Source organism: Sphingomonas sp. 7/4-4 (assembly GCF_027941955.1).
GTDB lineage: Bacteria > Pseudomonadota > Alphaproteobacteria > Sphingomonadales > Sphingomonadaceae > Sphingomonas.
Window position 1 is genome coordinate 1,545,487 of sequence record NZ_CP115960.1, and the last position, 11,830, is coordinate 1,557,316.

The 11,830-nt window shown below is 68.1% G+C and carries 9 protein-coding genes and 5 pseudogenes; 6 read left to right on the forward strand and 8 right to left on the reverse strand.

The annotated features are described in order from the left end of the window. Nucleotides 1-30: 30 nt before the first annotated feature. The 4 genes and pseudogenes from PIB19_RS07790 to PIB19_RS07805 all read right to left on the reverse strand — a co-directional run bounded on the left by PIB19_RS07790 (nt 31) and on the right by PIB19_RS07805 (nt 2,354). A complete protein-coding gene (locus tag PIB19_RS07790) occupies nt 31-489 on the reverse strand; it encodes a DUF1178 family protein (protein ID WP_271240942.1) in 459 nt (152 codons plus the stop codon). A 12-nt stretch (nt 490-501) separates the two neighbouring features. Continuing rightward, nucleotides 502-1,305: pseudogene (locus PIB19_RS07795) on the reverse strand (carbon-nitrogen hydrolase family protein); the annotation flags it as partial. Beyond that, nucleotides 1,302-1,558, reverse strand: a pseudogene (grxC, locus tag PIB19_RS07800) (glutaredoxin 3). The pseudogenes PIB19_RS07795 and grxC, both read right to left, overlap by 4 nt. Before the next feature lie 34 nt (nt 1,559-1,592). Beyond that, nucleotides 1,593-2,354: a ComF family protein gene (locus PIB19_RS07805; RefSeq protein ID WP_271240943.1), complete on the reverse strand. Its 762-nt coding sequence runs from the start codon at nt 2,352-2,354 to the stop codon at nt 1,593-1,595. Here PIB19_RS07805 and PIB19_RS07810 point away from each other — a divergent pair. Beyond that, nucleotides 2,319-3,211: pseudogene (locus PIB19_RS07810) on the forward strand (class I SAM-dependent methyltransferase). The gene PIB19_RS07805 and the pseudogene PIB19_RS07810 overlap by 36 nt on opposite strands. Here PIB19_RS07810 and PIB19_RS07815 read toward each other — a convergent pair. Next, entirely contained in the window at nt 3,208-3,630 is a 423-nt protein-coding gene (locus PIB19_RS07815) for a (deoxy)nucleoside triphosphate pyrophosphohydrolase (RefSeq protein ID WP_443018741.1), read from the reverse strand. The pseudogene PIB19_RS07810 and the gene PIB19_RS07815 sit on opposite strands and share 4 nt — an antisense overlap. 47 nt (nt 3,631-3,677) lie before the next feature. Here PIB19_RS07815 and PIB19_RS07820 point away from each other — a divergent pair, with 47 nt between their 5' ends. Both PIB19_RS07820 and PIB19_RS07825 read left to right on the forward strand, forming a co-directional pair. Beyond that, nucleotides 3,678-3,860: a Flp family type IVb pilin gene (locus tag PIB19_RS07820; RefSeq protein ID WP_271240338.1), complete on the forward strand. Its 183-nt coding sequence runs from the start codon at nt 3,678-3,680 to the stop codon at nt 3,858-3,860. 131 nt (nt 3,861-3,991) lie between these two features. Next, nucleotides 3,992-4,159, forward strand: a complete 168-nt coding sequence (locus PIB19_RS07825; protein WP_271240339.1) for a Flp family type IVb pilin — start codon at nt 3,992-3,994, stop codon at nt 4,157-4,159. Nucleotides 4,160-4,242: 83 nt separating this feature from the next. On the opposite strand, the pseudogene PIB19_RS07830 reads toward PIB19_RS07825, so the two are convergent. From PIB19_RS07830 to PIB19_RS07840, 3 genes and pseudogenes are all read right to left on the reverse strand, one after another. Then, nucleotides 4,243-5,189 (reverse strand): annotated as a pseudogene (locus PIB19_RS07830) (acetyl-CoA carboxylase carboxyltransferase subunit alpha). Between the two features lie 10 nt (nt 5,190-5,199). Continuing rightward, a pseudogene (locus tag PIB19_RS07835) lies at nt 5,200-6,093 on the reverse strand (tyrosine-type recombinase/integrase). A 41-nt stretch (nt 6,094-6,134) separates the two neighbouring features. Then, on the reverse strand, nt 6,135-7,919 hold the full coding sequence (locus PIB19_RS07840) for a hypothetical protein (RefSeq protein ID WP_271240340.1): 1,785 nt from the start codon (nt 7,917-7,919) through the stop codon (nt 6,135-6,137). Nucleotides 7,920-8,109: 190 nt separating this feature from the next. Between PIB19_RS07840 and PIB19_RS07845 the strand changes: the two genes are divergently transcribed. The 3 genes from PIB19_RS07845 to PIB19_RS07855 all read left to right on the forward strand — a co-directional run bounded on the left by PIB19_RS07845 (nt 8,110) and on the right by PIB19_RS07855 (nt 11,793). Next, nucleotides 8,110-8,649 carry a shikimate kinase gene (locus PIB19_RS07845; RefSeq protein WP_271240341.1) on the forward strand — a complete coding sequence of 180 codons (540 nt, stop codon included), beginning with the start codon at nt 8,110-8,112 and terminating at the stop codon, nt 8,647-8,649. Further along, on the forward strand, nt 8,646-9,734 hold the full coding sequence (aroB, locus tag PIB19_RS07850; protein ID WP_271240342.1) for a 3-dehydroquinate synthase: 1,089 nt from the start codon (nt 8,646-8,648) through the stop codon (nt 9,732-9,734). Before PIB19_RS07845 ends, aroB begins: the two co-directional genes overlap by 4 nt. A gap of 175 nt (nt 9,735-9,909) precedes the next feature. Next, on the forward strand, nt 9,910-11,793 hold the full coding sequence (locus PIB19_RS07855; RefSeq protein ID WP_271240343.1) for a M1 family metallopeptidase: 1,884 nt from the start codon (nt 9,910-9,912) through the stop codon (nt 11,791-11,793). Nucleotides 11,794-11,830: the final 37 nt, after the last annotated feature.

Sequence of the window (11,830 nt, forward strand, 5' to 3'; positions counted from 1 at the left end):
CGCCGCTGGTAGCCAGCGCGGCGACAGGAATCAATTGCGGCGCTCGGGTGGCACTACCGGCACGAGCAATGGCGCCACCGGCACGCCTTCCTCGGCCAGTTCCTGCGCCTGTTCAGGCGTGGCCTGGCCATGGATCTGCGCCGCCGGCTCATCGCCGAGATGCATCGCACGCGCCTTGTCGGTGAAGGCAGTGCCCACCCATTGCGAGGTTTCGAGCATCTTCGCCTGTGCGGAGGCGATCATCTCCATCGCCGCCTTCACCACCTCGGGAGGTGGAGCCTCGCCCGACGGGGCTGTGGTGGGAACAGTCGTCCGGCTATTGCCCTTGACGCCGACATTGGGCGCCATCACGGCCTTGGCGACTTCGCCGTTGCCGCAGATCGGGCACGCGACCAGCCCGGCCGCGCGCTGCTCTTCCCACGCCACGCTCGATCCGAACCACGCCTCGAAGACGTGCCCGCCACTGCATTTGAGATCGAAGACGATCACAGCGATTCGACGGGGGATTGCGCGGCGGTGCTTGAGCACCGGCACGCGGGCGCGCGCCGCCTCGGTGCGCGCCGGATCGACCTCGGCAAAGCCCAGGCCCGCCGGCTCGCCCATGTCGAGCAGCAATTCGCCCCACGGATCGGCGACCAGCGAATGGCCATAAGTCGCGCGTCCGTCGGCGTGGATGCCGGTCTGCGCCGCCGCGATCACGAACGCCGCCGCCTCGATCGCGCGGGCGCGCATCAGGACGTGCCAATGCGCCGCACCGGTCGGGCGAGTGAACGCCGCCGGCACCGCGAGCAAGGTCGCGCCCGCGTCGCTCAATGCGCGGAACAGGTCCGGGAAGCGCAGATCGTAGCAGATCGCCAGCCCCAGCACGCCCAGCGGCGTGGCCACCGTCACCGCGCGCTCGCCCGGCGCGTAGCTGTTCGATTCGCGCCAGCTCTCGCCGCTCGGCAGATCGACGTCGAACAGATGCATCTTGTCGTAGCGCGCGCGAATCGCGCCCGTATCGTCGATCACGAAGCCGCGATTGGCGAGCTTGCCGTCCTCGCGCAGCACCGCGAGGCTACCCAGATGCACCCACAGCCTATGCTTCGCCGCCGCATCGCGCACCGCCGCGAGCACCCGATCCTCCTCCTCGCGCACCAGTGATCCCGAAGCACGGTCCCGATCGCGATCGAGCAGCCCCGACATCTCGGGCGTGAACAGCATCGCCGCCCCGCCGGCTTTCGCCTGCTCGACACCCTCGACGAGGGTGCGCGCATTGTCGGCGGGATCGATCCCGCTGGTCATCTGGAGCAGGGCTGCTTTCATGCGGCCAAAAGCGGGTCCAGTCCGCCCTGACGGTCGAGCGCGGCGAGATCGTCCGATCCGCCGATATGCTTGCCCTGGATAAATATCTGCGGAACGCTGGTGCGACCATCGGCGCGCTGGATCATCTCAGCGCGCCGCGGCCCGCCCATGCTGATGTCGATCTCTTCATACTCGACTCCTTGGAATCGAGCAGCGCCTTGGCGCGATAGCAATATCCGCAGAACGCGGTGGTGTAGATTTCGATCTTGGCCATGTCTCTCTCGAGTTGTGATCGGCGACCGCGCTTGTCAATCCAGCGCTTCCCCCAGAACGCGCGCCCAGCAAAGAAGGATCACTTTGTCGGCGCCGCTGCGCTTGAGCGCGCGTGCGCAGGCCGCCGCGGTCGCGCCGCTGGTATGCACGTCGTCGATCAGCACCACCGTCCTGCCCGCCAGCCGCGCCTTGGCATCCCCGGATAACGCGAACGCCCCCGCCACCGCCCTGGCGCGTCCCCGCGCTCCCAGCCCGCGGAGCACCGGCGTTGCCTTCACCCGCCGCAGTGTCGCGGCATCCATGGGCACTCCGCTCGTCCTGGAAAGCGCTGCGGCGATCAGCGCCGCCTGGTTGAATCCGCGCGACCAGATCCGCCAGCGGTGGAGCGGCACCGGCACCAGCAGATCGGCACCCTCGGGCATCAGCCGCGCCATCGCCCGCGCCATCGTCTGCGCACAGGCCAGCCGCCCCGAATATTTGAGCTTGAGCGCCACCTCGCGCGCGATATCGCCATAGGCTACCGCCGCGCGCACCCCGTCATGCGACGGCGGCTCGGTCATGCATTCGGCACATTGCGCGCCCTCGCCGCGATCGAACGCGAACGGCAATTGGCATGTCGCGCACCACGGTGGCCCGAGGAAGCGCAGGCTCCCCCAACACGGGGCGCAGAAGCGGTGGTCGGCGGCAGTCACTTCGCCGCAGCCCGGGCAGCGCGGCGGCAGCGCGAGGTCGGCGAGCCGTGCAAGGAAGCGAGCGCAGCCATGCCGCTCCTTGTCGCGGGCGCCGCGCCGCTGCACAAGCCGCACGTGTCCGATTCTCAAGCCTCCGAAATCTTCTCGCGCGCCACGCGCCGCCGTCGCCGCGATCGCGCCGCTCCGGGCTATGCCGGCTTCGCCTTTCTGCGCGAGCACATGCTCGAAGGGCTGCTCGAGCGGCTCGACGCGGTGCGGCGCGAGTTCCGCGACGTGCTCGATCTCGGCAGCTTTGCCGGCGATCTCGCCATTCCCGGCGCGCGGATCGCGCACGTTGATGCCGGCTTCGGCTTTGCCAAGGCGTCCGGCGGGGTACAGGCAGACGAGGACCGCCTGCCCTTCGCCGATGCCTCGTTCGACCTGGTGGTGTCGGTCGGCGTGCTCGATCAGGTCAACGACGTGCCCGGCGCGCTCACGCTCGCCCGCCGCGTGCTGCGCCCCGACGGGCTGTTTCTCGGCGCCTTCGCCGGTGCCGGCACGCTGTCGACGCTGCGCGGCTGCATCAAGGAGGCCGAAGCCGATCGTCCCGCGGCGCGCTTCCATCCGCAGATCGACGTCCGTTCGGCCGGTGATCTACTCGCCCGCGCAGGTTTCGCGCTGCCCGTCGCCGATGTCGAGACCTTGGTGGTGCGCTATGCCGGCCTGCCCAATTTGCTGCGCGACCTGCGCGGCATGGCAGCGACCAACCTGCTGCCCAATCCGGCACCGCTCACCCGCGACACCCTGGTCCGCGCCTCAGCCGCCTTCGCCGACCGCGCCGAGCCCGACGGCCGCACCCCGGAGCGCTTCGAGATCGTCTACCTGACCGGCTGGGCCCTGATCCTTCGCAGCCCAAGCCCGCCCGCCGCGGCAGCGCCACGGCATCGCTGGCCGACGCGCTCAAGCCGAAACGTCCGGACTAGAGCAACCGCTCCAGCGCATCGACCAAAGGCACGTCCGCCGGCGGCATCGCGAGCGCGCGCATCTCGGCCGGACGCACCCATTGCAACGCGCTGGCATGCCGCGGCTCGGGCGTACCCTGCCAAGCGTGCGCCACGTACAACAGCAATAGCAGATGCCGCTCGCCCAGCGCTTCGCTGGCGAAGGTGATCGGGGCCAGCGCCTCGATCGCGACTTCGATCCCCAATTCCTCGGCCAGTTCGCGCACCAGCGCCGCTTCCGGCACTTCGCCGGACTCGACCTTGCCGCCCGGAAACTCCCACAAACCCGCCATCGGCTTGCCCGGCGGGCGCTGCTGCACCAGTACGTAGCCGTCGCCGTCTACCAGCGCCACCGCCACGACCAGCAACAGTCCGGCAACTTCTCTCGACACTTCGTTAATTCTCTTTCGCTAGTTTTCGCCGATCCTCTGGGGGAGAAGTGGGCAATATGCGAGCCCTTACGAAGTCGATCCATCGCCTGGTCCGCGATTCCAAGGCGGCCACGGCAATCGAATACGGCCTGATCTGTGCGCTGATCGTGCTCGCCATCATGGCGGCCCTGGTCGCGCTCGGGACAGTCACCGGCGAAATGTGGAACGATGTCAGCACCAAGGTCCAGACCGCGCACTGAACGTGGTTAACAGCCGGGAAACGGCCCGATTTAGCCGTTTCTTTACTTCCTCCCCTAGATCGGATGTTGCCGTACCGGATTTCCGGGCCGGCCGGGTGAATGAAGTAGTTCTAGAACGTTGGAGACCGGTTATGCAGAAGATTCGCAACTTCGTTAAGAATTCCAAGGGCGCCACCGCGATCGAGTACGGCCTGATCGCCGCTCTCATCGCCGTCGCCGCCATCGCCGCGATGTCGGGCCTGGGCAATCAGCTCAAGACGACCTTCGGCAACGTCACGTCGAACATGAAGACTGGCTAAGTCTCGTTCGATTAGTAAACGAGAAGGGCGGCGGAACGCAGGTTCCGCCGCCCTTTCTTGTTGCAGTTCCCGCAGCGCGTAGCTCAGACGCGGCCCATCGCGAGGAACTTGGCGCGTCGCGCTTGGCGCAGGCTCTCGGGCGACATGCCGTCCAGCCCGTCCAGCGCCGCTTCTACGGCATCGCCGAGCGCCCGCACCGCCACGCCCGGATCGCGATGCGCGCCGCCCAGCGGCTCGCCGATGATCCCGTCGATCACCTTGAGTTCCTTTAAATGTTGCGCGGTCACCTTCATCGCCTCGGCGGCGTCGGGGGCCTTGTCCGCGGTGCGCCACAGGATCGAGGCGCAGCCCTCGGGCGAGATCACCGAATAGACTGCGTGCTCCATCATCAGCACAATATTGCCCGCCGCCAGCGCCACCGCGCCGCCCGAGCCGCCCTCGCCAAGAATCGTCGCGACGAGCGGCACCCCGAGATTGAGGCACTGCTCGGTCGAGCGCGCGATCGCTTCAGCCTGGCCGCGCTCCTCGGCCTGCACCCCGGGAACGCGCCCGAAGTGTCAACCAGGGTGAGGACCGGGAGCCGGAACTTGTCGGCCAGCTGCATCAGCCGGATCGCCTTGCGGTAGCCCTCGGGCTTGCCCATCCCGAAATTGTGCTTGAGCCGGCTCGCGGTGTCGTCGCCCTTCTCGTGGCCGATCACCATCACCCGACGACCGCGGAAGCGGCCCAGCCCGCCGATGATCGCATTGTCGTCGGCAAAGGCGCGGTCGCCGCCCAACGGCATGAAGTCCTCGATCAGCCCTGCGACGTAGTGCTTGAAGTGCGGCCGCTCGGGGTGCCGCGCGACCTGCGTCTTCTGCCATGGCGTCAGCCTGGCATAAGTATCGTGGAGCAGCCGCTCGGCCTTGGCCTGGAGCGGCGTGATTTCCGCCTGGATATCCACCGATCCGCCTTCGGCGGTACGGCGCAGCTCGTCGATCCGGCTCTGCAGCTCGGCGATCGGTTTCTCGAAGTCGAGGAAGGTTGCCATCGCTGCGCGGTTAGGACGGGCCGGGCTTTGCGTCAACGCGCGCCGCACCCGCGGCCTTGCCCAGCGCCTCGCCCAGCGGGTGCCGCTGATTGACCAATTCGACCAGCCTTTTGCTGTCGACATGCGTATAGATCTCGGTCGTCGCGATATCCGCGTGCCCCAGCATCGCCTGCAACGCGCGCAGGTCCGCCCCGCCCTCGAGCAAATGCGTCGCGAAGGCGTGGCGCAGCACGTGCGGGCTCACGCGATCGGGCGGGATCCCCGCTTCCGCCGCCAGCGCGCGGACGAGCTGATAGAGCCGCACACGCGAGAGATGCGCCTTGCCCGAGGGAACAGCCACGGCCGACCGACGGCGACGTGCTCGCGCCACGCAGCCACTGCCGCCCGCGCCCGATCGGAGATCGGCACCAGCCGCTCGCGCCCACCCTTGCCCTTGAGGATCAGATACGGCCGGTCCGGCGCCACTGCGTTGCGCGGCAGCGACACCAATTCGGTCGCGCGCAGCCCGATCCGTAGAGCAACTCGATCAGGGCCGAGAGCCGCAGATCGAGCGGATCCGGCGGCACCCGCGCCTGCCGTGCCGCGATCACTGCGAACATCGCATCGACATCCTCGATACTCAGCACCTTCGGGAGCGCCCGCGCCGTCCCCGGCCGCGGCAGCGCCGCGCTCGGGTCATCCCCGCGCAGTCCCTCGTCCGCCAGAAAAGCGTAAAAGCGCCGGAGCGCCGCCGCCTTGCGCGCCACCGTCGATCGCGCAAGCGCCTGCCATTCGCCTGCCAATCGTTCGATTTCGGCCGCGCCGGCTTCGCCCAACCTCCTTCCAGCACTTCGGAGGCCAACCGCAGATCGGTGCCATAGGCCGCGATCGTATTCCCTGCCGCGCCCGCCTCCGCCCGCATCATCTCGAGGAAGCGCTCGATCAGCGCGTGATCGGCATGCCCGGTCAAGCCGACCGCGTTACCGCCTCGACGGCGATCATCCGCGCATAATTGACCATCCCCGCGGCGCGCATCGCCGCGACGATGTGGAACAGGGCCTCGGGCGCGACATGGTCCCAGTTCACCGATTGCATGCCCACGCCGGCGAGCAGCGCCACCGTCGCCGCGTCGCCGCGTTGCCCGGCGGCATCGATCGCCTGGGTCCAGGCATTGACCCCGCCGATCGGCACGTCGAGCGTCGCCGCCACGTTCTGTGCATCGCCCGCGTTCAATCGGCCGAGGCCGGCAAGCCCCGCCGCAAGCATCTGCGCCTTGCGCCGCGATCCGCTGTCGGCAAAGCCCGTGACATCGCCCGCAACCACGCGCGACAAGCCCGGATCGGCCAGCGCGAGCAATGCCCAGCCTTCGCTGCGAGGCTTGACCGCTGCCCGCCATTCGAGCGCCGCGGCCTCGTATCCCGAGGACAGCATCGCCGCGATCAGCCGGTCGGAATCCTCCAGTTTGTCGCTCGCCGGGATCCACGAAGCCGCGCGTGCGGTCAGGATCAGCCGGGCATAGCGCGTGCGCGGGCTGTTCGCGCCGTCCCACAGGGTGCGCAATGCCTTGACGCGATTGTTCACGTCGCCGTCGGTATAAGCGGTGCGCAGATCACGGGCGATCGTCTGGCCGGGACCCGAATCGCCGCTTTGCTCGATCTCCGAATAGAGATCGACCAGCCCCGCGTTGGAGAACACGCCTGCCGTTGCCGCCAGTTCGGCCGCGGCCGCGCGTGCGGCCGGATCGATATTGGGTGCCAGTGCCTGCCAGTAACGGACCTGCGGCCCGGCGGTCTGATAAAGCTCCGCCGGCACCTCCACTCCGGTCGCGGTCGCCAGCCCCCAGCGCCACGCGGTGAGCTGGGGCACAGAATTCCACTCGATCGTCACTGCCCGGCGGCCCTGCGCGCCGGTGCCGAGCACCTTCTCGGCGAGCAGATTGTCGATGTCCGACGGGCTCGTCCCCGAACGCGCCTGGGTGAGCCGCTGCCCCGCTTCATTGGGCTTGCCGGCGAGCCCGAGGCACATCGCCTGCGCCAGCGCCCAGCCGCGTTGCTGGATGGCCGCCGCGCCCTTCTCGGCGAGCGGGCACAAAGCCGCCGGATCCCCGGTCGCCAGTGCGGTCTGCATCGCCACCTGATAGAGCCAAATCGTGTAGTTATCGGCGTCTACATCGTCGATCACCGCGCGTGCGGCATTGGCCTCGCCCATCCGCAGCAATGCCCAGGCGCGGTCTGCGGCGAAGTCGGCGCCGTTGACGTTGGCCGGGGTGTCGAGCGGCGACATCAGCGCACGGCGGAGCACGATCGACGCCCAGCGCGACGCGATCGGCGCGTTCATCCGCCGCATCAGCACCTGCAGGAAGCGCCCGTCGCTCCGTCCGAACGAATTGGCGGGGAATGCCGTATTGCCCGCGGCGAGCACGCCCACCCGATCGAGCGAATGCCGCGCGAATTCGGGAAGCTCGTATCGCGACAGATCGACCGTGGCCGCTTGCGGCACCTCGACCTCGGCCACGTTCCCCAACACATTGTCGAGCGGCAGCGCCACGCCGTCCGTTGGTGCGATCGGCTCGGCGGCGCGCGTCGGCGCGGGGGCCGGCCTGGGCGCGGGCACAGGCGTCGGCGCGGGATCGTCGAACCCCGGCGGCAGCAGCGATTCGGGCGTGTCCTGCCCCAGCGCGGGCACCCCCACGCCGGCGAGCAGCAGCGCCGCAAACCCGATCCGCGAAAACTTATTTCGTGAGGTTTTCAAGCGGGACCACCTTCTCCATGCGAACCGGCTCCTTCTCGGTGCTCCGCGTCGAGAGAAAGACGATTCCTCCCACCAGCACGAGGACGATTACAATGAGCACGACTAGGAAACGGGACATGGAAAGGTCCGTGATTTGAGAAACGCGAGGGCCTTTTGCCCGAGACCGTCCCCCGCTGTATAGCCCCCGACGATGTTGCAAGCGCATGCCCCTGACTGGCCCTGGAAGGGCAAGCCGATCGTGCTGGTCGGATTGATGGGCGCCGGCAAGACCACGGTCGGCCGGCGCCTCGCGCAGCGCATGCGCCTACCCTTTGTCGACGCCGATCACGAGATCGAGGCGGCGGCCGACATGACGATCTCGGATATTTTCGAGCGCTTCGGCGAACCCTATTTCCGCGACGGGGAACGTCGCGTCATCGCCCGGCTGATCGACGGCACCCCCAAGGTGATCGCCACCGGCGGCGGCGCGTTCCTCAACGAAGCGACGCGGGCGCTGATCCTCGACCAGGCGATCGCAATATGGCTCGATGCCGAGCCCGCGGTGCTCGCCGATCGCGTCCGCCGCCGCGACACCCGCCCCTTGCTGCGCGGCCGCGATCCCGAGGAAATCCTCACCGAGTTGGCGACGCTAAGAAATCCTTTCTATGCGCTCGCCCCGATCCGGGTTCAGAGCGTGGCGGCTCCGCACGACACCACCGTCGATGAAATCCTGAAGGCGATCCGCACTTGAATACCGTTCCCGTCGCACTGGGCGACCGCAGCTACACCGTCCGCATCGAAGCCGGCCTGCTCAGCCGCGCCGGCGAGGCGCTCGCGCCCTTCGCCAGGGGCCGCCGCTTCGTCATCGTCACCGACGCCAATGTGAGCGCACACTTGGCCACGCTCCAGGCCAGCCTCGGCACGCCCAGCGAGGCGATCGTCCTCCCGCCGGGCGAATCGACCAAGAGCTGGGACCAGCTCGAGGCACTCACCGACAAGCTGCTCGATCTCGGCGTCGAGCGCAGCGATCATGTCATTGCGTTGGGCGGCGGCGTGATCGGCGACCTTGTCGGCTTCGCGACCTCGATCCTCAAGCGCGGCTGCAACTTCGTCCAGATTCCCACCACCTTGCTCGCGCAGGTCGACAGTTCGGTCGGCGGCAAGACCGCGATCAACAGCCGCGCCGGCAAGAATCTGATCGGCGCTTTCCACCAGCCGAGCATCGTCCTGATCGATCCGCAGGTACTCGACACGCTTCCGCCGCGCGAGCTTCGCGCCGGCTATGCCGAAGTCGTCAAATACGGCTTGATCGACGATTTCGCCTTCTTCGAATATTGCGAGGCCAATGCCGCGGCCTTGCTCTCCGGCGATTCCGCCGCGCGCGAATATGCGATCTCCCACTCGGTCGCCGCCAAGGCGCGCATCGTCGGCGAGGACGAGCGCGAGACCACCGGCAAGCGCGCATTGCTCAACCTTGGCCACACCTTCGGCCATGCGCTCGAGGCCGAGGCCGGCTTTTCCGACAAGCTGCTCCACGGCGAGGGCGTCGCAGCGGGCATGGCGCTTGCCTTCGCTTATTCGGCGCGACTTGGACTCTGCTCCGGACAGGAAGCCGAACGCGTCGCCGCCCACCTCCGCACGATCGGCCTGCCGGACGGTCTCGCCGCCGCCGGTGTCTCGGCCTCGGGCGCCCGCCTCGTCGAGCACATGCTCCACGACAAGAAGATGGCCGCCGGCACCCTGCCCTTCCTCCTCGCCCGCGGGATCGGCCAGACCTTCCTCGACAAGACGGTGGATTTGAGCGACGTCGCGGCGTTTCTGGACGAAGCGCGCTAATAAGATCCTCCCCGGCACGGGGAGGGGACCAGCCGCAGGCTGGTGGAGGGGCTCTCCACCGGCGACACTGTTTGGGGCACGCCCCTCCACCACCGCCTTCGGCGGCGGTCCCCCTCCCCGTGCCGGGGAGGATCACTCAGTTGCCGTTCAGCCGCGATCGGCATAGCAGCGCTGCATGCGCATCCTCACCACTGCTCTCGCCGCCGTCTCGCTGACCGCTCTCACTGCACCCGCCATGGCCCAGCAAGCCAGGCCCGCGCCGATCCTCACCACGCCCGAGGCGAAGGACGTGTGGACCCATGCCGAGCCGCAGGTCGCCCGCGTCACGCATGTCGATCTCGATCTCGAAGTGAGTTTCGAGAGCAAGACGCTCTCCGGCCGCGCCTTGCTCGACATCCTGCCGTCGCCGGGCGCGAAGCAGATCGTGCTGGACGTCGATGATCTCGACATCACCGAAGTCACTACCGCCGACCGCAAGCCGCTGCACTACACCGTCGGGCCGCGCGACAAGGAGCTCGGCTCGGCGCTGACCATCGATCTCCCCGCAGCCGGCAACCAGATCGCGATCCGCTACCGGACCAAAGCCGGCGCCAGCGCGCTGCAATGGCTCCCGCCCGAGCTCACCGCGGGCAAGAAGCTGCCCTACCTCTTCAGCCAGGGCCAGCCGATCAACAATCGCAGCTGGATCCCGACGCAGGACAGCCCGGGCATCCGCCAGACCTGGTCGGCGACGCTCACCGTGCCCGACGGCTTCGTCGCGGTGATGAGCGGCGAGCGGCTCGACGGCGCGAAGGGCGAGCTGGTCCCCCACCAGAAGCGCCGCTTCCGCTTCAAGATGGACAAGCCGGTCCCACCCTATCTTATCGCGATGGCGGTCGGCGATCTCGCCTTCAAGGCCACCGGCCCGCGTTCCGGCGTGTGGAGCGAGCCCTCGATGGTCGACGGCGCCGCGTATGAAGTCGGCGACGTCGAGAAGATGATCGATGCCGCCGAGGCGCTCTACGGCCCCTATCGCTGGGGCCGCTACGACATGCTCGTATTGCCGCCGAGCTTCCCGTTCGGCGGGATGGAGAACCCCACGCTCACCTTCCTCACCCCGACCATCGTCACCGGCGACCGCTCGAACACCGACGTCGTCGCGCACGAGCTCGCGCATAGCTGGTCGGGCAATCTCGTCACCAACGCGACCTGGTCGGATTCGTGGCTCAACGAGGGTTTCACCACCTATTTCGAGAACCGCATCATGGAGGCGGTCTATGGCAAGGAGCGCGCCGCGATGTACGCCGATCTCGACTGGGACGGCCTGCAGAGCGACATCACCGATGCCGGCGGCCAGGCTGCGCCGACCACGCGCCTCCACGGCGATCCCGGCGCCACGGCCGGCCAGCTCGATTATTTCAAGGGCTCGACTTTCCTGCGCACGATCGAGCGCGCGGTCGGCCGCGAGCGCTTCGATGCGTACCTTCGCTCCTATTTCGACCGCCATGCCTTCCAGCCGCAGACCACCGCGGGCTTCCTCGCCGATATCCGCAAGAACCTGATCAGGGGCGATGGGGCGCTCGAGGACAAGCTCCAGCTCGATCGCTGGGCCTATCAGCCCGGCCTCCCCGAGAATGCGGTCCATATCCAGTCGGCGACGCTTGCGAAGGTCGATGCCCAGCTCGCCGCGGTCAAGGCGGGCGGCCCGGTCTCGGCGGTCGATCCCAAGGGCTGGGCGACTCAGCAATGGCTGCGCTTCCTGAACGGCCTGCCGCGCCAGCAGAGCCCGGCACGCCTCAAGGAACTCGACGAGACGCTCCTCCTGTCGGGCTCGACCAACGCCTATGTCCGCTCGGCCTGGGCCGAACTGGCGATCGCCAACCGCTATGATCCCGCGCTTCCTTCGATCCAGGCGTTCGTGAAAAGCGTCGGCCGCGGGCTGCTGATCCGCCCGATCTACGAAGGGCTGATGAAGCAAGGCGAATGGGGCCAGCCGATCGCAAAGCGCTTCTTCGAAGGGGCTCGATCGACCTATCACCCGGTCACCGCCGCGCAGATCGAGAAGATCGTCAGCAACTAAGCGTCGGGCTTGCCCCGCCCGCAAAGCGGCTTAGGCT